This is a genomic window from Pseudoalteromonas nigrifaciens (assembly GCF_002221505.1).
Taxonomy (GTDB): Bacteria; Pseudomonadota; Gammaproteobacteria; order Enterobacterales; family Alteromonadaceae; genus Pseudoalteromonas; species Pseudoalteromonas nigrifaciens.
Genome location: NZ_CP011037.1, coordinates 35444 through 57211, shown reverse-complemented (window position 1 = coordinate 57211; position 21768 = coordinate 35444). Strand labels below are relative to the sequence as shown.

Here is a 21768-nt window from a genome sequence, read left to right as displayed (position 1 = left end):
ATATTGATAACACCCATTGTATTTATGATCCCCAAAAAACTTGGGGTCTATAAAGGAAGTAATAATGCCAACATTTACAGATGATCAAGCAACACAATACGATAGCCGCATTACGCGACTAGTACCAGGCTACGAGTTATTGCATCAACTAACTAATGCGCAACTGCAAGCCACATTAAAAGATAACGCACATATTTTAGTGGTAGGGGCGGGGACTGGCAAAGAGGTAATTGAATTAGCTAGCATTAATCCAACATGGAAGTTTACCGCACAAGATACCTCAAACGACATGCTTAGTGTTGCTAGCGATAAGTTTGCTGAGCAAGGAATAAGCGATAGAGTAACTGTACATTGCGGACCTTTAGAAAAACTTAAAACTAAAGCCGATGCAGCCTTATGCTTATTAGTGCTACAGTTTGTAGAAGATAATGGCGATAAAAAGCAAGTTCTTAAAAACATTAAAGCAAGTCTGAACAAAGATGCTGCGCTGTATATTGCTGATTTAATGCGCCCAGAAACCTTATTTGAGCGTGATGCCCAGCTTTTAACTTGTGCAAAACTAGGCTTAGGTGAGGCTGGACAAACTCATATTCGTCATAGCCTAGAAAATGAATTTTATCCGTTAGATCGCATGCGTTTTAGCGAGCTACTGCATGAGTGTGGATTTAGCACTATTCCTAAATTGTACTTTAAAGCGCTAGGTTTTAGCGGCTATGTAATTTAGTAACTGCTTAACTTAGTAACTTAGTAACTTAGTAACTACACCACCTAGTAGCTAAGCTTTAAATATTAAACAGCCCCGCCTAGCGCAGGGCTTTTTTAATGGGGTATATAATTAAAAATGCAGGTTTCGGGCTCGAACAATATCTTTCATCACAATGGTTGAGGTTAAACGTTGCACGCCTGGCAGCGCCGACAGTTTATCATCGTATAATTTTTGAAACGCGCCTAAATCCCTAGTCACCACATGTATTAAATAATCAGGTGTACCAAACAAACGCTGCGCATTAGTTATTTGTGGAATATCTTCAACTGCTAATTCAAGTTTAGCCAACGATGCTTTATCACCTTCTTTAATAGTAATAAAAACCAACGCAGAAAAATTAAGCCCTACTTTTTCTGGAGAGATCTCCGTCCTATAGCCCACAATAGCTTTGGTTTTTTCTAATTCTTTAACTCGGCGGTGACATGGCGAAACACTAAGCCCCACGCGATCTGCAAGTTCTGAAAGAGTGAGTCGGCCATCAACTTGCAGCTCAGCAAGAATTTTCCGATCTATGCTATCCATATTCAATTATTTCCTAATAATGGCGTTTAATAAGGTAAAATATAGTATTTTTTCCCCATAAGAAAGCAATAAAATAAGCTCCCAATTATTTTAGGTCATTGTTGATGGATATTAATGTTATTTTTTCTTTTTGGCTGGTGTCAATATTGTTTGTACTTACCCCTGGTGCTGATTGGGCGTATACCATAAGCGCAGGAATTGCGGGAGATAAAATTATTCCGGCAGTTTCAGGGCTCTTGTTAGGCCACCTTATTGCCGCGCTGATTGTAGTGGTAGGTTTGGGTGCTATTTTAGCTTCACATGTGATGTTAATGAAATTTTTAACCTTATTTGGCGCACTGTATGTTGTTTGGATCGCGGTTTCGCTTTATAAAAACCCGCCAGTACCCGCAGTATATAATGGCGCTGCTAGTGAATTAGGCGAAACACCATTAAAGTGGATGAAAAAAGGCTTTATTATTAGCGGGTTAAATCCTAAAGTAATGCTGCTATTTTTAGCATTATTGCCACAATTTGTATTTCCGACCTTTTCATTTTCGAACACCGAGCAGCTGTTAGTATTAAGCGTAATTCATTTAATTGGCTGTGGCTTTGTATATTGGTTTATTGGTGTTAGCGCCCGAAAAATATTAAGCAATAACCCGGCACTTGCGATTAAATTTGGTCGACTTTCTGCCATTATATTATTTATTTTAGGCTCTTTAATGCTGTTTGATAGCGCACAAAAGCTACTAGTACACTTACAGTAATACACGCATAAAAAATAAAGCCTAAGCAGTACTTTAAACACCGCTTAGGCTTTTTTATTACTAATATTGTCTTGACCTCAAATATATTTAAAACGTAGGTCGGTTAAGCGAAGCGCCACCCGACGGGCGAATATCACCATTACTTCAGATCATTGTTATATCAACTTAAAATAGTTCTCACTTAACACTCAAAGCCAAAAAATTAAATTGACACCCACTCTAATTATTAATCTCTTTGGAAAATTAAAATGACACCCACCCTAATTATTAATACCTTTGGTGTTTATCTAAACAAACATTGCTAGGCTTAAAAGCATCCTTAATTTTTAAAATCCCTCTGCTTATTCAAATAACGCTGTATTTATCTACTTTTCACTCATTTTTAAACATGCGAAATACTGTGCTTTCACAGTGAAGGGAATTACGGAGAGTTTTTGAAGTGAAATTTTAAGCCAGTAGCTTTTCGCAGTTACTAACGTTGGCGCGCCGCTTTCTGTTTAGGTGTTCGCAGTATCCTTCGTGCGACGCTGGGCGACCTACTGCACCATGAAATACGCGACTAAATTGTGTGGTGAGTTTTAGCCAGTTTTCGGGGGTAATGTTTACTCTTTGTAACAGGGGTAAAGTGATACTCTCAATATGGCCTTTCTTGCCTTCGCGTATACAACGTCCAGTTAATTCTACTAGTTCAAGGTAAGATTTAAGCGCAAAGGGTAATCCTTTTGCCATGTGCTTTTTTGATTTACCTGAAAAGCGCAGGAGTTGCTTCGGTTGCTTACCTGCAGTGGCACTTTCAATGCGTATTTTTACGCTGGTATGCTCTGATGTTTCTGGTGTTGCTGCTGCCTTTGCTCTTATTGGGTTTAAATCAACATATGCCATACAGGCGATTAATGCGGCTTCATCTAAGAGGGCTTGTGATTTAAAACGTCCCTCCCAAAACCGTCCGGTACAGTTATCTTCTTTATTAGCTCTGCGCGCAATGTCTTCATTTAATAAGCGCATAAACCAACTGATATTAGCTAAGCGTTCTCGGTATTCACTGATTGTTTCATTTAGAAAGAGCCATTCAATTTTACTTAGCTCTTCACCTTGCAGATATTTGTTAGTGAGAACAGTGCCTTTACAAAGCCTGTGCCACCGCTGAATAATGGCTTTATCGGTTAGTCGCTTGGCTTTTTTATCATCAACATAGAGTACTAAGTGGGTGTGATTACTCATTACTGCATATGCGCACACATCGATACAAAATACGTTAGCGAGGGCAAGTAATTTGCTTTCAACCCACCCTCTGCGATGTTCATACGATTGATTAGTAAAGTTGTCTACGCCGCATAAAAATGCACGGCGTACACAGCGCGAAATACAGTGGTAGTATTTTGTATCGACCAAACTTACCTGACGCTTTCTTGCGATAGCCATGTGACACCCTGCTTAATTATTGCACTAAAAAGAGCATAGTTAATTACACTGATATTACAAATATTAAGATGGGTGTTTGTTTAAAGAATTCTAGCCAGAGCTTAGTTAATCATGCTGATATTACAAATATTAAAATGGGTGTCATCTTAAAGAGTTTTCTAAAAAGAGCATAGTTAATTACACTGATATTACAAATATTAGGGTGGGTGTCTATTTAAAGAATTCTAGCCAGAGCTTAGTTAATCATGCTGATATTGCAAATATTAGGGTGGGTGTCATCTTAAAGAATTTGTTAGCGTCGCTTTTAAAAGCTTTAACATAAGAAAGTTACAAAACGCAGGTCAGTTAAGCGAAGCGCCACCCGAAGAACGAATGCCACCATCACTCAGATCATTGTATATCACCTTAAAATAGCTCTCATTTAACATTTAAAGCCAAGCTAGTCTAACCAATCTCTTTCAGCGCATTTAACGCTGCGTGGGCTTTATCTGCTTGTACAAAAATATGGTCGTGATAAAACGCAGCTACCACATTAGCGCTAATGCCATGCTCTGTCAGTTTGGCAGATACTGCCGCTGTTAAGCCTACAGCCTCAAGGCTGGAATGTACGTTAAGAGTAATTAAACTATATTTTCCCTCGTAAGTAATTCCTGCTTTATCGGCAGTTTCAGCTTTCAAAATAAGGGTTAGCCCTTCTTCTTCAGCGTAAGTAGCAAGTGGGTTTAAATGAACATAATCGGCAAGTGAGCCTGCCAAACAGCAAAATATATATTCGCCTTGATTAAGCACAGGCTGCATTGATTTTAATAATTCGTTTATAGCTAAAATTCCGGCCATAACTGTTCCTTGTACTATTTTTTGAATTGTTTGTAGCGCTCATAAACTACTTTTAAGTTGCGCGACAAGCTCGCTAAGCCTCGCTATTTTTATATTACTTAGTTGCCTGTAATCAAAATACGGGCACACAATAATATTATTAATAGCGTCTATTGCAAACTCGTCATCGAGCCAATCAAACTGCGTTTGTAATTTACCGTGTTGGAGTAAATTTTTAGCGTGGGTGCGCCCGGCAATTATGTGCAGTTGGTTTTTATTGCTAGAAGCTTTATCTGCAGAAGTAATAGTAAGATTAGGCGCGCTAAACAGTAGGGCGGTTTTACTGTTTTTTTGAAGTAAAAATTCATCGCGATATTGCTGCCAAGTAGGTGCTTGTTTTGCAAATGAGTAATGCTCACTAGGCAGGGCAAACAATACTTTAGCGTATACGTTAAATACTTTACGCCAACCATTACCGCAATGTTGGTTTATAGTATTTATTTGCTCATTAATAACGGGCTCTAGGCTGTTGAGCGTTTCGAAGTAGGGCATTGGCGGGGCCTTTGCTACATACACCGCCACGTTAAATTGCTCGTCACCTAAACCAATTAACTGCTTGCTCAAATTAGCCTGCCTTATTTTGCGCTAAAATACGATCGAGATTATTAGCAAAGTTTTGGCGATCGGTTTGGCTAAGCGGCGGCGGCCCGCCACTCATTTCTACGCCGCTCGAGCGCATGGTATCCATAAAGTCGCGTACATTAAGTATTGAGCGAATATTCTCAGTAGTATAAAGCTCGCCACGCGGGTTGAGTGCTTGCCCGCCGTTGTCTATTACTTCACTGGCCAGTGGAATATCGCCGGTGATCACTAAGTCACCTTTAGCAATACGTTTTACTATTTCGTCATCAGCAACATCAAAACCCGAAGACACTTGTAAGCGGCTAATATATTTTGATGGCGGGATACGCATGGCATGATTAGCCACTAATATGGTTTCGGTTTGTGTGCGCTCAGCGGCCCTAAAAAGTATTTCTTTGATAACCACTGGACACGCGTCTGCATCTACCCAAATTTTCATGATTAAATCTTTAAATTGCTCTAGTATTTAATTGATCCTATAGCAATTTTTTTTAATCGGCTAGCAAACTTTATTATAGCTATTACGTAATATTAATAACCACTCAAAAAGGAGCTTAAATGAACAAAATAAAATATTTTTTACTCACCATTACACTATTTTCACTCAGTGCATGTACTAGTCCGCCAGAAGGGATCACTGCGGTTAAAAACTTTGACTTACAAAAATATCAAGGTAAATGGTACGAAATAGCACGGCTAAATCATTCGTTCGAAGAGGGTATGGAGCAGGTTACTGCTAACTATACTATTAATGACGATGGCACTGTAAAGGTAATTAATAAGGGCTATATTACTAAAGAACAACAATGGAAGAATGCTCAAGGCCTTGCAAAATTTGTGGGGGATTCTGACATAGGACATTTTAAAGTATCGTTTTTTGGTCCATTTTATGGGGCTTACGTTATTTTTGAACTTGAGCAAGCTGATTACCAATATGCATTTATAACGAGTTATAACAAAGATTACTTATGGTTTTTATCACGTACGCCACAGGTAGGCGATGAGTTAAAAGAGCACTTTTTAAAAACAGTTAAAGACTTAGGCTTTGCAACTGAGCAAATTATTTGGGTTAAGCAAAAATAAATGTAAAGGGGGTTTACAGTAAATATTTACCGCTAGAGCAATTGTAATAACTATTTAAACTTAATGCTCGCAATAACTAAAATGGCAAGCAATGAGCTTCCCATTTTAGTTATTTACTACTTATTTAAAACTACATTAGCAGATCAGTATTTTACTAACTTAGCCTAGTTTAATACTAAAAGTAGAGTAGTTAAGGCTGTTACAACCAAATTTAACACACTAAAAACTTTAACAAGCTGAGTTATAAAATTATAAAAAACCATTATAATTAAAGTACTTAGCGACATATAACCACAAAAAAGCAACGCACCATACCCGCTTTGATCATTCACACAAAGGAGCAGACTTAGTAAAATACTGATCCAAGCGGTAACTAGGAGGTATTTTCTTTGCAAATTAGTCGGCCGTTTTTTAAAAACATCTTTAAAATGATTAAATTTAGCCAACGCAAACGCGTTAAAAGCCAGCAAACAGAGGCTAAATTGTAATAACTCCATCATGCTTTTTGTCCTTTTAAGTCAGAACTAGTATTTTTTTTTATCGCTTTTGTAGTTGGCTTGGCAGTACGTAATTTTTCGGTTTGTATAAAAAACAATATGCCTGAGAGTATAAACAGCGCATCAAAGGTGAATAACGCCCACTGTTTATTTATTAAATAACTAACTATATTACCGTTAGTTGTTAGCGCATTAATTACAGGCACTGCTAAACAGGCTAAACCATTTATTGCCGCCATAACTCGCCATTGCACTCTATCACGCTTTATAAGCGCTACAATAGCCACCACAAGCCAGGTTAAAAAGAACGCCAACACTTCTTTATCAGCACGCCCGGCAACTTGTAGGCTAAGTACTCTATTAGCAATAAAAAACGCACAGGTAGCTAATGGAAGCCCCATTAAAGTAGTTAGGTTTAATCCTTCTACTAATTTTAAGCCAAACGATGGGTGAGCATTTTTTTTCATTCGCTCACGTAAACGTTTTGCCCACATAATGCAGCCAGAGGCAATCATTACAAAACCCGCAATACCTCCTAAAAAGTAGAGCCAACGAAGTAATGGTTCGGCTAAGCGCCCGGTATGCATTGAGTTTAACGATTCATAAAGCGCTTTGCCTGCACTTAGTTCTTCATCGGTTTGGGCTACTAACTCCCCTGTGGCGCCACTAAATATTAACCGCGGCGTTTGGTCACGAAATGCTTTTTGTGGGCTAACTAGTACAGTGATAGTTGATGCTGCCATATTAGGATTACTTACCTGTACACGGCGAATATCAGCATTTGGCCACTTAGTATAAAGTTGATCTAAAATGCTATTTACTTTTACCATAGGCGCTGCACCCTGCGCTTTGTCAGTTACATTATTACGCGGGGTAACATCATTAAAAAAGTCTCGCATACCTTTGTCGTAACTAGTTTCTGCCGGGTAAGGAAACAGCATAAAGATTAAGGTAATTAACCCAGTGTAGGTAATCATTAAATGAAAGGGCAGGGCTAATACTGAGCTTATATTATGAGCGTCGAGCCATGTACGGCTGCCTTTATTGCGCCTAAAGGTAAACATATCTTTAAAAATACGCTTGTGGATCACCACCCCCGACACAATGGCAATCAGCATAAATAAACTTGCAAAACACACAATCCAGCGCGCTGTAATAACATCTATGTAATGTAAATCAAAATGCAGGCGATAAAAAAAGTTACCGCCTTTGGTTTCTCTAAAAGATGCAAGCGGCTGCATAGTATTTGGATCTAATTGCGTGTCTTCAAATTTACTTCTACGCTGGCCCGGCTCTTTAGGTTTTGCAAAGCCGTAGGTTAAGTAAGGTACGCGTTGTTCAGGAAGTGTTATACGCCAATTTGGGGCATTGCTTGCTTGAGCGTTTAAGTAATCAAAACCTGTAATTATTTGCTGTTTTTGGGCACTTATACGATCAGATTGTGCTTGAATATTATGAATTTCGGGCTGATTCCATAAACTCATTTCGTCTCTAAAAAAGCTCAACGTACCAGAAAAAAAGATCAAATAAAGTAACCAACACACTAATAGCCCAACCCAGGTATGTAACCAGGTCATTGAACGAAAAAAACTATCCTTCATACCCAACCCTTTATTAGTGCTAATAAAATTAATTGTGCTGCAGTAGCTAGTAAAATACTGATCCATACTGTTTTTAATGACTTAACATAAAAAGCGTAAATAAATACCAGCGTATAAATTAAAATACTTAACGACACGCTCATCAAAACTGCATCCGCTTTATTTAGTGGCAAAATAGCGCTCAGTAGCGAACAGCTCACCGCGGTAAAAAAGTAGCCACCGACAATGGCAATTAAAAAGCGTAAACACACTTTAAAAGCATAACTAAAATGGCTTATGTGCTGAAATATCAAAAGCGGCTTTAATAAAAGCAGCTTAGTTGACCCTAAACTAAGTGATGAAGCCTGCATAATGAGTCAATCCCTTAAATATGGCGAAAAATAAAAGTGCTATTATATAGTTTATGAATACAAAAGATAGTGATTCCTATTTGCATGTGTAAATTAACTTTAACTTAGTATAATATTGATCCCAAATACGCTTAAGCGCCTTGCTTGGTAGTTAACTTAGGTTTATGGTTAATTTACCCTTTAAAAATAGTAAGTAGAATAATGATGAATAATCACGAAAAGCTAAACTATGTAGAGTTTCCAGCCGCTAATTTAACCGCAACTAAAGCGTTTTTTAGCCAAGTTTTTAATTGGCAATTTACCGACTACGGCCCAGACTACACGGCTTTTAGCGGGCAAGAGCTTAATGGTGGGTTTTACCAATCGCCGTTAAAATCGAGTACTGAAGAGGGTGGGGCGCTATTGGTTTTTTACAGCAGCGATATTCATGCAACACAAAGAAAAGTAACCTTATACGGCGGTAAAGTAATTAAACCTATTTTTGAATTTCCTGGCGGTTGTAGGTTTCATTTTACCGAGCCAAGCGGTAATGAGTTTGCAGTATGGGCTGAAAAACACTAGGTTATATAATAGGTTAAGTGCATAACCAGTAATAGATCACTATTATACTAACTAGTAGTTAGGCACGCTAAAATAAACCGATTTTTTACCAACTCAATACCACAAATAACGAATAGAGGCCTAAATTTGAGTGAAAAACAGTCAAAAAAGATAGAATTGAATGAATTAGTAGCTCAAGTTAGTAAATGCGTGATCTGCGAGCCGCAATTACCGTTAGGAGCGCGCCCCGTAATACAATTTAACCCTAACGCCCGAATATTAATTGCAGGCCAAGCGCCCGGTATAAAAGTACACCAAAGCGGTATACCGTTTAACGATCAAAGCGGTGAACGCCTAAGGCAGTGGTTAGGGCTTACTAACGATCAGTTTTATGATGCCAATAACATTGCAATTTTACCTATGGGGTTTTGCTATCCGGGTAAAGGCAAGTCGGGCGATTTACCACCACGTAAAGAATGTGCCCCAGCTTGGCGCGCGCAGCTTTTAGCCGCCTTGCCTAATTTACAGCTCACTATTGTGCTAGGTAAGTATGCTCAGGCTTATCATTTACCCGACACTAAAAAGCTACCGCTTACTGAGTTAGTAAAATCGTGGCGTGACTATTGGCCAAGCCATTTAGTACTACCACACCCCAGCCCGCGTAATAATATTTGGCTTAAAAAGAATCCTTGGTTTGAACAGGAGGTACTGCCAGAGTTAAAAAAACGCGTAGCAGAGGTATTATTGTAGGCAAGTAGCTTGTTGCCGCGCACACCTAATGCAAACATTTAAATAATTATATTTTCGTTGAAAATATTGCGCCAGCAAGCATAGCTTGCCTACGAGTAAAACCAAGTACGTTTGCTTTTGTCTACTCATATTACGCGTATCTAATGCAAACATTTAAATAATTATATTTTCGTTGAAAATATCGCGCCAGCAAGCTTAGCAACTTCGAGTAAACCTATGGCTGTGCTTAAATTTTATTGTAAGTGCGACTTTAAATCGCACTTAGTACTAAACGCTTTATTTTTACTGATTTTGCAACAAAGACAATAACTGATCTTTTGATAATTGCCCGGTGTTGCTGCTGCCGCTGAGTACTTTGTCGGCAAGGGCTTGTTTGTGCTCATGCAGTTGCAGTATTTTTTCTTCTATGGTGTTTTGCGCAATTAAACGATACACGGTTACAGGGCGTGTTTGCCCTAAGCGGTGCGCTCTGTCGGAGGCTTGCTGCTCAACCGCGGGGTTCCACCAAGGATCTAAGTGCAGCACATAGTCGGCGGCAGTTAAATTAAGCCCGGTGCCGCCAGCTTTTAAACTAATTAAAAATAAAGGCGCCTCACCTGCCTGAAACTTATCAACCTGTTGCTTGCGTTTGTTGCTGCTCATGCTGCCATCAAGGTAACAATATGCTATACCGCGTTTTTTTAGTCGCTGTTCAACTAATTTAAGTACATCAACAAACTGGCTAAAAATAAGTGCTTGGTGATCATTTTCAAGTAATTCTTCAATTATTGCTTCGGCGGTGTCGAGTTTACTTGACGGTAACTTACTGTTTTCAATTAATAACTGCGGAGCAATACACGCGCGGCGCAATTTAGTTAATGACGCCAATATAGTAATGTATTGGCTGTCTTCTTGGCTGGCTTGCTCAAGCGCGTTTAAGCGAGTGGCTTCGTAAAGAGCTTGCTCTTTATCGCTGAGCGCAAAAGTAAGGTTTATTTCGGTTTTATCGGGTAACTCGGTCAGTACCGTTTTTTTATTACGGCGTAAAATAAACGGCGCAATTAATGTTTTTAGCGTATCAGCCTGCTGCTGGTTTTTATCGGCATTACCAAAGCGCTTTTTAAACTCAGCTAATGAATGTAAAAAACCCGGCATTAAAAAGTTAAATAGGCTCCACAGTTCACCTAAATGATTTTCGATAGGTGTGCCCGAAAGCGCAACTTTAAACTGGCCATTAAGTGCAAAAGCAGCTTTAGCACGAAGGCTTAATGGATTTTTAATGGCTTGTGCTTCGTCTAGTACAATATTGGCAAATTCGTACGCAGCTAATTGATCCCCTATTAAAGGTAATAAGCCATAACTAACAATTACTAGGTCATTAGCGGTAGCACCGGCTAGCACCTCATCAGTTGCGGCTGCATTATCAATAGTTTTAATATTGAGGGTAGGGGTAAATCGCGCAGCCTCTACCTGCCAGTTATGACATACCGATTTTGGCGCTATAACTAAGCTGGCACCTAAAGCACTGCGCATTTGTAATACGTTGAGTGTTTGTAGCGTTTTACCTAAGCCCATATCATCGGCTAAACAGGCATTTAACCCCCAGTTAGCCAGTTGCATTAACCATTTTACGCCAACCACTTGGTAGTCGCGTAATATATTAACTAAATGCGCGGGTAATACGGGTTCACTTGGGCGCTCAAATTTAGCTAAGCGCTGTTGCCAGTTTGCACCAAAGCTAACATCACTCAATTCTGCAGCACTGTGATACAAAGGAAGAGCGCGCGCATTAGCAATACGAAGTTGATCGTCGGGGGCGTTTTTAGTTTTACTTTGCATGCCCTCTAAGCGATTTAATAAGTTAGTTAGGCGCTGATCTAATAATAACGAGTTATTTTCGTCAAACTCTATAATACTGCCACGACGCGGGGCTTTAAGGAGTGTTTGCAAAGCAATAATTTGACCATCGGGGAGCGATAATTTACCACTAACACTGAGCCAATCGTTATCATCATTTAAATTAAGAGAAAGGTGCTTACTATTGGCAACCTTCATACCTTGGGCGTTTTCATCCCAACTTAATACTAGTGCGTTGTCTTTTTGCGCGGCTTCTAATTGTATTATGGCTTGGCTAATATCTTCTGGTAAATAAAACTGCTGATGCGCGCTGTTATACTGCGGATGCTCTTGATCGGCAAATACGCCAGCTAAATTACTAAGTAGGTTTTTTAAAGCGCGTTTTTCTGCTTTTAAATCACGTTTTACAACGCTGTTATCGGCTTGCTCGTTATCGCTATAGGCTAAGGTTATTGCGCCTATTGCGGGCTCAACCCATGGGCCGTCAACACCAAATGGCATAGTATAAAAGTTAACGTCTATACCCATTGGGGTTAACTTAATTACTGCGGCTAAATCAACAAGCCCTTGGCGCACGTTATTAACCGCAGAAAACTCGCTGCGGCTACTGCTAATATAATGCTCCTCCGACAAGGCCTCTAATGCCGCATTAAGTTGTGGCAGTTTTTCTTCTGTTAAGTTATTAGGTTGCTGAGCAAGCAGGCTATTTAGTTTGTGTTGTTTGTCGTCTACTACAAATACTTGGTAACTATTAGCGTGGCTGTGGGTAAGTAAAAAGTCGCCGTCTATGTCGGTAATTTTAGGCTGTATAATTAATTGGTAACAGTCGTTAATATTTTGCCCAATTTCAATTATAAACTCACCTTTGTTAAGCGTAACTAAATTACCTTTAATGTCTTCAAGCCCTTTGAAGTTAATTAGCGCTTGCAACACCGCGCTGGTTGCTTGTACTTCACTGTAACCAAAGCCCGCATGATTACTAATTACTTGCACTAAATTATGATCGGCTGGGCTAAGTAAATGTCGGTATTGAGCATTGTCAAGATCATAAATATTTACTTTACGGCCTTTAGTCCATTCGCCTTTGCTGTTGTGTTTTTGCACTTTGGCTTGAATAAGTGGCAGGTCTAAATGGGTAAGGTCTAGCTGCCAAACTAGGCGCTCATTTTGCGTTGGAGTATCTATTTTACTTACTTCATTTAACCAACGCTGCCATTGTGGCACGCGTTTAAAATGCTGTAATAAACCGGTATCTGGCAATGGTGTATCGTGCGTTAGCCAATTTGCTAAATGCGTGCACTGCTCACCTAGCCAGTGCTGATGCTGTTGGCTTGAATGAATTAATTGGCTCAGCAGTTTACTGTTATCTCTAAGGGCATTAATTTGCTCTTCGCTGCCGTGCTTTATTAAAGCCAATAATAGGCAAAAAAGAGGCGCTAGTGCATTTGGGTTTGCCTGTAGGTTTGCAATCGTATCGTGTAGTAAGCGCTGCTCAAAACTTATTACTTTTTCGGGTGCGAGTAACAAAAATTCAATGGCTTGCGTTGTGCTACTGAGCTCGCCGAGTTGTTTGTTATACCAATTTTTATGTGTTTTTAGCTGTTTTAAATCGGCTTCAGTACCACTGGCATATAAACACACCATATACAGTAAACCGCTTATTTCACACGGATAGCTACCCTTAACAAAGGTTTTACGATAAAGCGTTAACCCCGTTTTAAATTGTTGCAGCGCTAATTCTAAATGAGTGCCGTCAATGGCAAGGCTATTAGCCTGACTAAATATTACTAAGTTACTGTGCGACTTATCAATGAGTAATTCATTATAGTCAGGTTGTTGCAGCAGCGTAGCTAAGCTTTCGTTTAGGTAAATTCGCTTACTTGGCTCAATAGTGGTCGCGGTACTTTGTACTATTGATGGCCATGAATGCTCAGCAGTTAGATTAAAAAATTCACCGCGAATAAAATGCTCTAAACATATTTGTTGCCACTGCGCGGGTAAAGCTAACCACAGCTGCTTACTGTATTTTGATTGTGCTAGTAAATTAATAAAGTGATGATCAATTTCAGGCTCTGCAGATGACGCTAACGGCGAGCCTTCACTTTTCTCAATGCTATTAAATAGCTCAAACATAAACATTAAAGCACTGTCGTTAAAGCGGTATATGGTGGTTATTTGCGTTAAAAAGCTTTTAATTAAGCCAGGGCAGTACTCTAACAAACTTACAATTGCATATACGATGGCATCAATAGAAAGTTTATGATTTTGCCTAAACGGTTGCTCCCAAACCAGTGATTGTTCTTCTAACTCGCGGGTAATTTTTTTTACTTCGGCGAGTGAAAACGAATACCCGTTTATAAAATGATTAAATAGCAGTTTAGAAAACAGCTGAGGCGAATTTTGATAGCTGTAAGATGAAGAACTTAAAAGTAAACTTAATAAAACACAAAGCTTTTTTTGATCATCAATCGTGGTTACTGGGGCAAAAGTAGATAAAGACATAAAACACTATAATAAACACAAGATAACTGAGTATATACTCCCGCGCCTTTAGGTTACAACCTAAAGGGCTGCTTAACCCGTTAAGGGTTAAATTTACGCCAATTAATAGCTGCTTACCTTGATTTGGGTATAGTTAATTACAAATGGTATACTAGATTTTTATAAAAACTAGCTGAGTCTAATGTTAACTATTTCAAATACCGTGACCATTGATGAATGGGAAGTCGAATTAACCGCAGTTCGCTCGCAAGGTGCCGGTGGACAAAACGTTAATAAAGTAGCCAGCGCTATCCATCTTCGTTTTGATATTAACCGCTCTAAATTACCCGACTTTTATAAAGAACGTTTACTTGCACTAAACGACAGCCGCATAACCAAAGACGGCGTATTAATAATAAAAGCGCAAAGCCACCGCACACAAGAGCTTAATCGCGAAGATGCATTTAAACGCTTAAAAGATCTAATTATTAGCGCAACTAAAGTAAATAAAGCCCGCAGAGCCACTAAACCGAGCCGTAATTCGCAGCGTAAACGCATGGATAAAAAAACCAAACACGGCCAAACCAAAGCGTTACGCGGCAATATTAAGCTTTAAAAGTAAGGCGTTAAGCTTGCTGACGCGCGGGCGAAGCCCGAATATTTTCTTGATATAAGACTTCTTCTTTTTCTGATATCTATTTTATATGCGTCTGTTTTTTGTGTAATAGCCCATTAAGTAAATTATTCACAAAAAAGGGATGAGGCGCTGCGCTTTAAAGAAGAAAGGGAAGTGGGCTGCAAACTCAGCGCTTGTAACCCAAAATCAGCATCGATGTTAACGCTAATCGTAGGTATGATGGCGTGTAGTATTAAATTTATTTAATAATCTATGCATCGCATATACCGCACTTAAGCTAATAACAACAGCCACTGTCACAGAGCTAAACCTATACAGCGCACTGTAAATCAAGTCTTGCCCCGGGGCTAACGACTGCCCAAATAAAATACCAAACGTGGTTAAAACACCAAAGCCAATGCCCGGCGGCCCCCCACCTAAAATATGAAAACGACTAAATATAAACGATAAAATCCACAACACAATAACAGGAAACAGTAAAAAGTCGGTATGGGTGTATAAAAATAGCTGCGACAAAAGTGCGGCATTACAGCCTATAAGCGTGCCAATTATACGCTGCCAACTGGCTATGCCTGCGGCTTTCCAGCATAACGAAAATAAAATTAAAATAGATGCCGCCTGCGCCGAAATAGAGTCTTGTAAATCCAGTGCCTGAAAAACAATAAACGATAACGTAGCCACGCTCGAGCACAACAGCACTTCGTGGCGAATACTTGCTTTATCTTTTGTTGGCACTGCACGCCCAGGGCGCGCAGTAACATCGGGAAATAAACCATGCATTACTGCTGCAATTACTACAGTTAAAATAATGGCTATACCGTTACTTAAAATAAGCGGATAAATACTGCTACTACCAGTTACATAGCTGGCAAAGTGTAATTGAATCGATAAACTAACCGCACCTAAGGCACCAAACAAAAAGCCACTTCCGCTACTCATTTGGTAAAATAAAATACAAAAGCAGGCAAATACAATCAGTACCATAAGTACCGGCAAGTGCGAAAATAACCCCTGCAATATAAGCACAACAAGCGCGCTAAATGCGGCACTGGCAAAAAACTGCCTAACCACAGATTTATTTAACGTTGGCACTAAACCTAATAGCAGCATGGGGTAAACAGTAAAAAAAATCCCATTTGGCCAGTTCATTAATTTACTAATAGCAAACCCTAACGTGCACCCGCCGGCAATACGCAGCGCTTGGCGTAGGCCGTTAGAGTCAAGTTGTGGAGACTGGCTAATTTTTTGACTCATTTTGCCTCCACTAATAAATGTAATGTAACCAGCTAATAAAACGTATTTGTGATGCGCCTAACCATTGTCCAAATTTTGACTCAGGAAGTAGTTGCACCGTAGCACGCGCGCCACTAGGCATATTAGCAATTAGCGCTTGATCGTTTTTTAATAACTGCAAATGAATACGTTGGCGCTGTGCGTCGCGTACCCAACGGTTACTGGTTTCGGTAGTGCTTAGCAAGCCATTGGCACTTAATTGGCCATCGCTTACACCCGCTTCAAAAGTACTAATTTTTGCGTCGTATACTTCACCGGGACAGCTATCAAAAACCACTTTTGCTAAACTACCTGGGTGCATATTAAGCAGTGATTTTTCACGAAAGTCGGCTACTAAATCAGCCTTTTTAGCCACAATAGCTAACAAAGGTTGGCCACTAAGAGCATAAGCACCGTCAAGTAATTGCAAGTTGGCAACCACACCATCGCTTAAAGCACGTACTTGTGTATACGATAAGTTAAGCTCAGCTTGCGCTAACTGATTCGCTCCATGGCGCAGCGCTAAGTTATCCTCCCCTGATGTGCCACGCGCTAAAACAGCTTCGGCTAATTGCGCTTCAAAAGCCGCTACGTTTGATTTACTTGCAGCAAAGTTAGCCCGAATACTCTCCAGCTCTTGTTCCGATATAGAGTTTTGCTTATAGAGCTTTTCGCCTCTACTTTTTAATAAGCTTTGCTCATGTTGTTTTGCTTTAGCTGCACTAATTTGTGCCTCAAGCGCTTTAACATTAGTATCAAGGCGTTTATTTTGTAATTTGGCATCATCGAGGGTTAGTTTAGCTTGTTCAACAGCCAGTAAGTAAGTACTTTGATCTATCTCAAACAATATATCACCAGCCTTTACCGGTTGGTTATTGCTAACTAACACCTTAGTAACACGGCCACTTATTTGCGGTGAGATTTGTACTACTGGGTGGTAAACACGCGCTTGTGGCGTTACTGGCAGCCAAATATCGGCTATAACATAGTATAAAAACACTAAAATGAATCCAACGAGTGAAAGCCTCACATAGCGCGCAAATTTTTGATCAGGTGTCATTGTTAACCTTATTAGAACTGTGATATTTAATATAATTTTTTGCGTTGTCTTCCATTTTAATTAAACCATGAGCCATTACATCTAACTGCTCATCGTTTAGTCCATTATAAAGCTGATTTTTAATATCAGTGATCTGTGCCTCTACCGCCTTTAATATATTGCGGCCTTGCTCTGTAAAATAAATTTTTTTACTGCGCTTATCGTGCTTATCAACTTGACGGGTAATAAGAAAAAGCTCTTCGAGTTGCTTAAGGGTACGCGTAAGCGACGGCATTTCTATGCCTAAACTATGCGCCAACGCTTGTTGAGTTACTCCCTCTTTCAGCATATTTATATGCACCAAAGCAATCCAACGCGATTGAGTTAAGCCTAGCGGCTCAACGGCAACTGTAACAACTTCTCGGCATAATCTATGCACTCGACCCATACTGCCACACAAGGTTAAATCGAGTGTTTCATGAAAAGGAACCGGTTTAGACATTTCAACCTCTAACTACTTAGCATGCTAAGCACTTTACCATTAGTTAGCATGCTAAGTAAATATTTAGCTAGGGTTTAGTAAAGGTTTAGCCGCTAAAACACTAGGGGTTGTTGATCTTTTAAGATTTAATTTGCAGCGTTATATTTGGTTTTAGGTAAGGCAGAGCCTGTGTAGTGTGGTTACTCCCATAAAAAGGCGGTAACCACACATAAATACCAAACACGCCCTAGGCTAAAAGTTGAGTAGGTTAGCGGGGGAGTATTGATCGGTAAGGACTTTTGTATTTTCAGGCCAATCGTGATTATTTTTTGTAAAGTGCAGCATTTGGCTAATAGCTTTAATATTTACACCGTAAGGCAATAGCAGAGGGGTTAACTCACTTACGCGTTTATTAATATGCGCTTGGGTAAGGGTACTTTTATTGCCGGCTAAAATAATACGATTACTGTAGTTTTTTCGGCTAACGTTAATAAAGTCGCCAAAAACAGCGTTATAAGTGGCCGACTCGTGCTCGTACAGTTTGCTCGATGAAAACGTATTTGCCGCAATAACGCCGTCACTCGCAAGCACACTTTTTAACTCTTCAAAAAACTCTTTAGTTAGTAAATGCTCGGGAATGTAGTCGCCATTAAATGCATCTAAAATTATCCAATCAAACTGCTGTTTTTTAAGCGCCGCACGTTTTATAAAAATACGACCGTCTTGTACTTTTGCCGTTACCTTAGTACTTTCTTTAAAATTAAAGTAATCGCGGGCCACTTTAATTACCGCAGGATCTATTTCAATATTTTCGATTATTGCCTTAGGGTAAAGCTCTGAAATGGTGTTAGACAAAGTGCCACCGCCTAAACCAATAATAAGTACTTTTTTAGGATCATCTATTAGCAACAAGCTTGAAAACACCAATTTAGTGTAATTAAAAACTAACTTTTTTGGCTCGTTAATATACATGCAACTTTGACTACTTTGGCTAGATTTTTCATCAAACTTTAAACAGCGTAAATTACCGGTTTCTTCCACTAATATATTACGATAAAGCGAGCGCTCGCTATGTATTGTTTTAGCCACACTTAAGTGTGAAAACAACAAGCTTAATAACATCAGCACATATAAAACCATGTAAAAATTGCTTTTATGCATAACGACGCTCCGCTAAAAATAGTTTATTTACCAGTATGGCTAGTAAGCCTAATACCGCTAAAGTTAAGGCAAAACCAATTATTATGGCGTTTACGTCAAACGCGAGCACCATATAAAATGAGGTAATAATAGTGCCTAGTGCGCTGCCCAAGGTACTTACAAAATATAACCCGCCAGCAACTTGGCCGCTGTGTTCGCTGTCGGTAACTAAAAGCCGAACCGAGTAAGGGGAGATCATGCCTAATATAATAGTAGGAACAAAAAATAATGCCGTAGAGGCGAGTAACGAGCCATAGCGGCTGTCTTCAATGTGAGTAAAAATAAATTCCATTATCGGGTTAGCAAATAACGCAATGGGCAACACCATAATGCTTGCCAATAAAAAAATACTCCCGTACTTGGCTAGGCTAGGGCGCTTAATTGACAATTTACCGCCAAGTAAATAACCAAACGATAGGCTCAGCATAAATACCGTAATTATACTGCCCCAAATATGTACGCTACTACCAAAAAACGGCGCTAAAATACGCCCACCTAATAGCTCAATTCCCATAATACTAAAGCCACTACTAAAGGCCAAAAAGTAAATAAGTGCATTGGTTTTGTTTAACATTTTATAATTCTTATCGTGTTATTTTTGTCCATATTAACGTGATGCTCAATAACTGGCTATGCTTTATTTTTATACTGTAAAGGGCGTTTACAGTACTGCCCCAAATGAAGCAGCTAAGGCAACCAACTAAAACCCAATTAAGTAGACACCCACTTTAAAAACCAGTGATTATTTAACCAAGAATAGTTTTACTCAAATATTGATAATAAGTGTAGGTGTCTACTTAACTCTCTATCTGAAATAATTATCTAGACACCTAACTATCTGAATACCCACTTAAAAACCAGTGACTATTCAACTAAGAATAGTTTTGTTCAAATACCCTAAATTCGGATAATAAGTGTGGGTGTCTACTTAATTTTAGGCAATAAAAAAGCTGCAGTAGCTTACTGCAGCCTTTATATATTTAAATACTAGCTACACACTAACTTAGTATGCACCGGCACTATAAATAAGTTCGTAGCTGTGGCTGTATATTTCTAGGATATTACCAAACGGGTCTTCCATGTAGATCATGCGGTATGGTTTTTCACCTGGGTAGTAATAACGTGGCTCGGCCATACGTTTTTTACCACCGGCGGCTACAATACGCTCTGCTAGGCCTTCAACATCTGGGTCTTGCACACAAAAATGAAAAATACCGGTTTTCCAATATTCAAAGTTATCTTTTGGGTTTTCTTGGTTTTTAAATTCAAAAATTTCTACACCAATACGATCGCCTGTAGATAAGTGCGCTATTTTAAATTTTTCCCATTTTTCACCAAACACTTCAGTACACATTTCGCCTATTGGGCTTTTGTCTTCGAGTATTTCGGTTGGCTCCATAATAGTGTACCAACCCATAACTTGAGTATAAAACTCTACTGCTTTTTCAACGTTTGGTACCGAAATACCAATATGCGAAAAACTACGTGGATAGGTATGACTCATAATAATGTTCCTGCTTATCTTGTTACTGGTTAATGCGTTTAGTTTACGAAGCCAGTTAAATTAAGTAAAATAATCATTAATCATCATTTTGAGTACATTTTGTAATGATAAATCCCATATGGTTAAATACGTTTTGTACTTTGGTTGAGGTAAACCACTTTACGCAAACAGCCGATCGCCTCCACATGACCCAGTCGGGTGTAAGCCAACACATTAAAAAATTAGAGCAGCACGTTAACTGTGCTTTGCTAGAAAGACACGGCAAACAGTTTTCGCTTACTGTGCATGGGCAAAATCTATATCAACAAGGCAGTTTATTACTTAAAGAGTGGCAGTTTTTAGAGCAGCAATTAAAAGACGACTCGCCTTACAGCGGTAAAGTAAAAATACAGTCGCCTGGTAGTTGTGGATTGCAGTTTTATAGCCAGTTATTAGCTTTGCAAACAAAGCACCAAGGGCTGAATATTGACTACCGCTTTGCGCCAAATATAAGTGTTGAGCAGGCTGTAGCTAACCATAATGCCGACATTGGTTTTTTAACCCAAGCACCCACACTTAGCGAAGTAACCAGCCATAAAATAGGTACAGAGCCGTTACTATTAGTTACCCCTGCACATATTAAAACCCCAACATGGCAAGCTTTATGTGAACTTGGCTTTATTGCTCACCCCGACGCTAAACACCACGCGCAACTTTTGTTGAGCGAAAACTACCCGCAGTTTGAACATTTAGAGCAAATAAAACACACCGGTTTTTCTAATCAAATTAGTTTAATACTGGAGCCGGTAAGCTTAGGCCTGGGCTTTACTGTGTTACCTGCGCATGCAATAAGTGCGTTTAATAAGCCTAAACTTATACAAACTCATTATTTGGCAAACCCTATAAGTGAAAATATTTACGTGTGCCACCATCGCAACAGGCCATTAGCAAAACGTATGCATACAGTAATTTACACAATAAAAGAGAGTTTATAATTGCTGTAATAATAAATCCCTTAACCAGAGTTCAAATTAAATAATTTAAAGGACTTATAAATAGTTACAGTCCATAATAGTTTTTCTGTTACGTTATAGTTACGTTAAAGCTAAGTGATTGAAGTAAGGAAGGTCATAATGCAAGTAAAGCAACTCCCAAGTATAACTTTAACTGGTTTAAAGGTAAGAACGTGTAACGCCGATGAAATGAACTCTGGCACTGCAAAAATAACGGAGCTTTGGCAAAAATTTGGTGAAAAGCATGGACAACAGCTAACAAAAAATACAAAAACGTATGGTGTTTACACTAACTATGAAAGCGATGTAACCGGTGAATTTGATGTAATAGCCTGTTGCGACGACTTATCGATTGGAGATCAAAAGTCAGTAAAAGTAACTACCGAGGCAGGGAGTTATTTAGTATTTAACGGGACAGGTGAAATGCCCGATGCGGTAATCGACCTGTGGGGCGAAATTTGGCAATACTTTAGCTCAGACGACTGTCGTTTTACTCGTACCTACAGCAGCGACTACGAATATTACAAAAGTGCTGATGAAGTAGAAATAGCCATAGCGGTTAAAGAATAAAGCTTTAGGCTTTAGGCT

23 protein-coding genes are annotated in these 21768 nt (G+C 39.2%); 8 read left to right on the top strand and 15 right to left on the bottom strand.

Translation table 11 applies throughout. The annotated features are described in order from the left end of the window. Positions 1 to 64: 64 nt before the first annotated feature. Positions 65 to 724: a class I SAM-dependent methyltransferase gene (locus PNIG_RS16820; protein WP_086995509.1), complete on the top strand. Its 660-nt coding sequence runs from the start codon at positions 65 to 67 to the stop codon at positions 722 to 724. Between the two features lie 111 nt (positions 725 to 835). On the opposite strand, the gene PNIG_RS16815 is transcribed toward PNIG_RS16820, so the two are convergent. Next, the gene (locus tag PNIG_RS16815; protein ID WP_011329694.1) at positions 836 to 1288 is read right to left on the bottom strand and encodes an Lrp/AsnC family transcriptional regulator; all 453 of its coding nucleotides are present in this window, start codon (positions 1286 to 1288) and stop codon (positions 836 to 838) included. Between the two features lie 104 nt (positions 1289 to 1392). On the opposite strand from PNIG_RS16815, the gene PNIG_RS16810 reads away from it, so the two are divergent. Continuing rightward, the gene (locus tag PNIG_RS16810; RefSeq protein WP_089369021.1) at positions 1393 to 2037 is read left to right on the top strand and encodes a LysE family translocator; all 645 of its coding nucleotides are present in this window, start codon (positions 1393 to 1395) and stop codon (positions 2035 to 2037) included. Between the two features lie 447 nt (positions 2038 to 2484). Here the strand turns inward: PNIG_RS16810 and PNIG_RS16805 are convergent, their stop codons facing one another. From PNIG_RS16805 to PNIG_RS16790, 4 genes are all read right to left on the bottom strand, one after another. Then, the gene (locus PNIG_RS16805; protein WP_089369020.1) at positions 2485 to 3459 is read right to left on the bottom strand and encodes a transposase; all 975 of its coding nucleotides are present in this window, start codon (positions 3457 to 3459) and stop codon (positions 2485 to 2487) included. 444 nt (positions 3460 to 3903) lie between these two features. After that, positions 3904 to 4296 (bottom strand): ACT domain-containing protein, encoded by a 393-nt coding sequence (locus PNIG_RS16800; protein WP_089369019.1) that lies wholly within the window; start codon positions 4294 to 4296, stop codon positions 3904 to 3906. A gap of 39 nt (positions 4297 to 4335) precedes the next feature. Further along, entirely contained in the window at positions 4336 to 4899 is a 564-nt protein-coding gene (locus tag PNIG_RS16795; RefSeq protein WP_011329689.1) for a DUF6942 family protein, read from the bottom strand. Between the two features lies 1 nt (position 4900). Continuing rightward, complete coding sequence (locus PNIG_RS16790; protein ID WP_011329688.1) at positions 4901 to 5356, bottom strand: YaiI/YqxD family protein; 456 nt, start codon at positions 5354 to 5356, stop codon at positions 4901 to 4903. A gap of 119 nt (positions 5357 to 5475) precedes the next feature. On the opposite strand from PNIG_RS16790, the gene PNIG_RS16785 reads away from it, so the two are divergent. Further along, positions 5476 to 6000 carry a lipocalin family protein gene (locus PNIG_RS16785; protein WP_089369018.1) on the top strand — a complete coding sequence of 175 codons (525 nt, stop codon included), beginning with the start codon at positions 5476 to 5478 and terminating at the stop codon, positions 5998 to 6000. A 164-nt stretch (positions 6001 to 6164) separates the two neighbouring features. Here PNIG_RS16785 and PNIG_RS16780 read toward each other — a convergent pair whose 3' ends face one another. Genes PNIG_RS16780 through PNIG_RS16770 form a run of 3 tightly spaced genes read right to left on the bottom strand, consistent with a single transcriptional unit; the run spans position 6165 to position 8448 of the window. Further along, the gene (locus tag PNIG_RS16780) at positions 6165 to 6500 is read right to left on the bottom strand and encodes a DUF3325 domain-containing protein (protein ID WP_089369017.1); all 336 of its coding nucleotides are present in this window, start codon (positions 6498 to 6500) and stop codon (positions 6165 to 6167) included. Next, positions 6497 to 8098, bottom strand: a complete 1602-nt coding sequence (locus PNIG_RS16775; protein WP_089369016.1) for a PepSY-associated TM helix domain-containing protein — start codon at positions 8096 to 8098, stop codon at positions 6497 to 6499. Before PNIG_RS16775 ends, PNIG_RS16780 begins: the two co-directional genes overlap by 4 nt. After that, positions 8095 to 8448 (bottom strand): hypothetical protein, encoded by a 354-nt coding sequence (locus tag PNIG_RS16770; RefSeq protein WP_089369015.1) that lies wholly within the window; start codon positions 8446 to 8448, stop codon positions 8095 to 8097. Before PNIG_RS16770 ends, PNIG_RS16775 begins: the two co-directional genes overlap by 4 nt. A gap of 204 nt (positions 8449 to 8652) precedes the next feature. Here PNIG_RS16770 and PNIG_RS16765 point away from each other — a divergent pair, with 204 nt between their 5' ends. Both PNIG_RS16765 and PNIG_RS16760 read left to right on the top strand, forming a co-directional pair. After that, the gene (locus PNIG_RS16765; RefSeq protein WP_011329684.1) at positions 8653 to 9009 is read left to right on the top strand and encodes a VOC family protein; all 357 of its coding nucleotides are present in this window, start codon (positions 8653 to 8655) and stop codon (positions 9007 to 9009) included. A 156-nt stretch (positions 9010 to 9165) separates the two neighbouring features. Next, positions 9166 to 9738: a uracil-DNA glycosylase family protein gene (locus PNIG_RS16760; protein ID WP_226898081.1), complete on the top strand. Its 573-nt coding sequence runs from the start codon at positions 9166 to 9168 to the stop codon at positions 9736 to 9738. 282 nt (positions 9739 to 10020) lie between these two features. Here PNIG_RS16760 and PNIG_RS16755 read toward each other — a convergent pair whose 3' ends face one another. Then, positions 10021 to 14076: a DEAD/DEAH box helicase gene (locus tag PNIG_RS16755; protein ID WP_089369014.1), complete on the bottom strand. Its 4056-nt coding sequence runs from the start codon at positions 14074 to 14076 to the stop codon at positions 10021 to 10023. A 181-nt stretch (positions 14077 to 14257) separates the two neighbouring features. Between PNIG_RS16755 and arfB the strand changes: the two genes are divergently transcribed. After that, entirely contained in the window at positions 14258 to 14671 is a 414-nt protein-coding gene (gene arfB, locus PNIG_RS16750) for an alternative ribosome rescue aminoacyl-tRNA hydrolase ArfB (RefSeq protein WP_011329681.1), read from the top strand. A 225-nt stretch (positions 14672 to 14896) separates the two neighbouring features. Here arfB and PNIG_RS16745 read toward each other — a convergent pair whose 3' ends face one another. The 6 genes from PNIG_RS16745 to PNIG_RS16720 all read right to left on the bottom strand — a co-directional run bounded on the left by PNIG_RS16745 (position 14897) and on the right by PNIG_RS16720 (position 20188). Then, a complete protein-coding gene (locus PNIG_RS16745) occupies positions 14897 to 15946 on the bottom strand; it encodes a DUF2955 domain-containing protein (protein ID WP_086997213.1) in 1050 nt (349 codons plus the stop codon). A 10-nt stretch (positions 15947 to 15956) separates the two neighbouring features. Next, a complete protein-coding gene (locus tag PNIG_RS16740) occupies positions 15957 to 17024 on the bottom strand; it encodes an HlyD family secretion protein (RefSeq protein ID WP_089369013.1) in 1068 nt (355 codons plus the stop codon). Continuing rightward, positions 17014 to 17505, bottom strand: a complete 492-nt coding sequence (locus tag PNIG_RS16735; protein WP_089369012.1) for a MarR family transcriptional regulator — start codon at positions 17503 to 17505, stop codon at positions 17014 to 17016. Before PNIG_RS16735 ends, PNIG_RS16740 begins: the two co-directional genes overlap by 11 nt. A gap of 231 nt (positions 17506 to 17736) precedes the next feature. Then, a complete protein-coding gene (locus tag PNIG_RS16730; protein WP_089369319.1) occupies positions 17737 to 18624 on the bottom strand; it encodes a spermidine synthase in 888 nt (295 codons plus the stop codon). A 13-nt stretch (positions 18625 to 18637) separates the two neighbouring features. Further along, complete coding sequence (locus PNIG_RS16725; RefSeq protein ID WP_089369011.1) at positions 18638 to 19258, bottom strand: fused MFS/spermidine synthase; 621 nt, start codon at positions 19256 to 19258, stop codon at positions 18638 to 18640. Between the two features lie 429 nt (positions 19259 to 19687). Further along, on the bottom strand, positions 19688 to 20188 hold the full coding sequence (locus tag PNIG_RS16720; RefSeq protein ID WP_011329672.1) for a lactoylglutathione lyase family protein: 501 nt from the start codon (positions 20186 to 20188) through the stop codon (positions 19688 to 19690). Between the two features lie 104 nt (positions 20189 to 20292). Between PNIG_RS16720 and PNIG_RS16715 the strand changes: the two genes are divergently transcribed. After that, positions 20293 to 21162, top strand: coding sequence for a LysR family transcriptional regulator (locus PNIG_RS16715; RefSeq protein ID WP_086996247.1), 870 nt, complete (start codon positions 20293 to 20295; stop codon positions 21160 to 21162). A gap of 138 nt (positions 21163 to 21300) precedes the next feature. After that, entirely contained in the window at positions 21301 to 21750 is a 450-nt protein-coding gene (locus PNIG_RS16710) for a GyrI-like domain-containing protein (RefSeq protein ID WP_011329668.1), read from the top strand. Positions 21751 to 21768 lie beyond the last annotated feature (18 nt).

Coding starts and splice junctions, on each gene's coding strand:
- PNIG_RS16730 (WP_089369319.1), bottom strand. CDS start 18,624: ATGGTTTTATATGTGCTGATGTTATTAAGCTTGTTGTTTTCACACTTA.
- PNIG_RS16765 (WP_011329684.1), top strand. CDS start 8,653: ATGAATAATCACGAAAAGCTAAACTATGTAGAGTTTCCAGCCGCTAAT.
- PNIG_RS16745 (WP_086997213.1), bottom strand. CDS start 15,946: ATGAGTCAAAAAATTAGCCAGTCTCCACAACTTGACTCTAACGGCCTA.
- PNIG_RS16770 (WP_089369015.1), bottom strand. CDS start 8,448: ATGCAGGCTTCATCACTTAGTTTAGGGTCAACTAAGCTGCTTTTATTA.
- PNIG_RS16790 (WP_011329688.1), bottom strand. CDS start 5,356: ATGAAAATTTGGGTAGATGCAGACGCGTGTCCAGTGGTTATCAAAGAA.
- PNIG_RS16755 (WP_089369014.1), bottom strand. CDS start 14,076: ATGTCTTTATCTACTTTTGCCCCAGTAACCACGATTGATGATCAAAAA.
- PNIG_RS16725 (WP_089369011.1), bottom strand. CDS start 19,258: ATGTTAAACAAAACCAATGCACTTATTTACTTTTTGGCCTTTAGTAGT.
- PNIG_RS16815 (WP_011329694.1), bottom strand. CDS start 1,288: ATGGATAGCATAGATCGGAAAATTCTTGCTGAGCTGCAAGTTGATGGC.
- PNIG_RS16710 (WP_011329668.1), top strand. CDS start 21,301: ATGCAAGTAAAGCAACTCCCAAGTATAACTTTAACTGGTTTAAAGGTA.
- PNIG_RS16810 (WP_089369021.1), top strand. CDS start 1,393: ATGGATATTAATGTTATTTTTTCTTTTTGGCTGGTGTCAATATTGTTT.
- PNIG_RS16735 (WP_089369012.1), bottom strand. CDS start 17,505: ATGTCTAAACCGGTTCCTTTTCATGAAACACTCGATTTAACCTTGTGT.
- PNIG_RS16715 (WP_086996247.1), top strand. CDS start 20,293: ATGATAAATCCCATATGGTTAAATACGTTTTGTACTTTGGTTGAGGTA.
- PNIG_RS16780 (WP_089369017.1), bottom strand. CDS start 6,500: ATGATGGAGTTATTACAATTTAGCCTCTGTTTGCTGGCTTTTAACGCG.
- PNIG_RS16800 (WP_089369019.1), bottom strand. CDS start 4,296: ATGGCCGGAATTTTAGCTATAAACGAATTATTAAAATCAATGCAGCCT.
- PNIG_RS16785 (WP_089369018.1), top strand. CDS start 5,476: ATGAACAAAATAAAATATTTTTTACTCACCATTACACTATTTTCACTC.
- PNIG_RS16820 (WP_086995509.1), top strand. CDS start 65: ATGCCAACATTTACAGATGATCAAGCAACACAATACGATAGCCGCATT.
- arfB (WP_011329681.1), top strand. CDS start 14,258: ATGTTAACTATTTCAAATACCGTGACCATTGATGAATGGGAAGTCGAA.
- PNIG_RS16805 (WP_089369020.1), bottom strand. CDS start 3,459: ATGGCTATCGCAAGAAAGCGTCAGGTAAGTTTGGTCGATACAAAATAC.
- PNIG_RS16720 (WP_011329672.1), bottom strand. CDS start 20,188: ATGAGTCATACCTATCCACGTAGTTTTTCGCATATTGGTATTTCGGTA.
- PNIG_RS16740 (WP_089369013.1), bottom strand. CDS start 17,024: ATGACACCTGATCAAAAATTTGCGCGCTATGTGAGGCTTTCACTCGTT.
- PNIG_RS16775 (WP_089369016.1), bottom strand. CDS start 8,098: ATGAAGGATAGTTTTTTTCGTTCAATGACCTGGTTACATACCTGGGTT.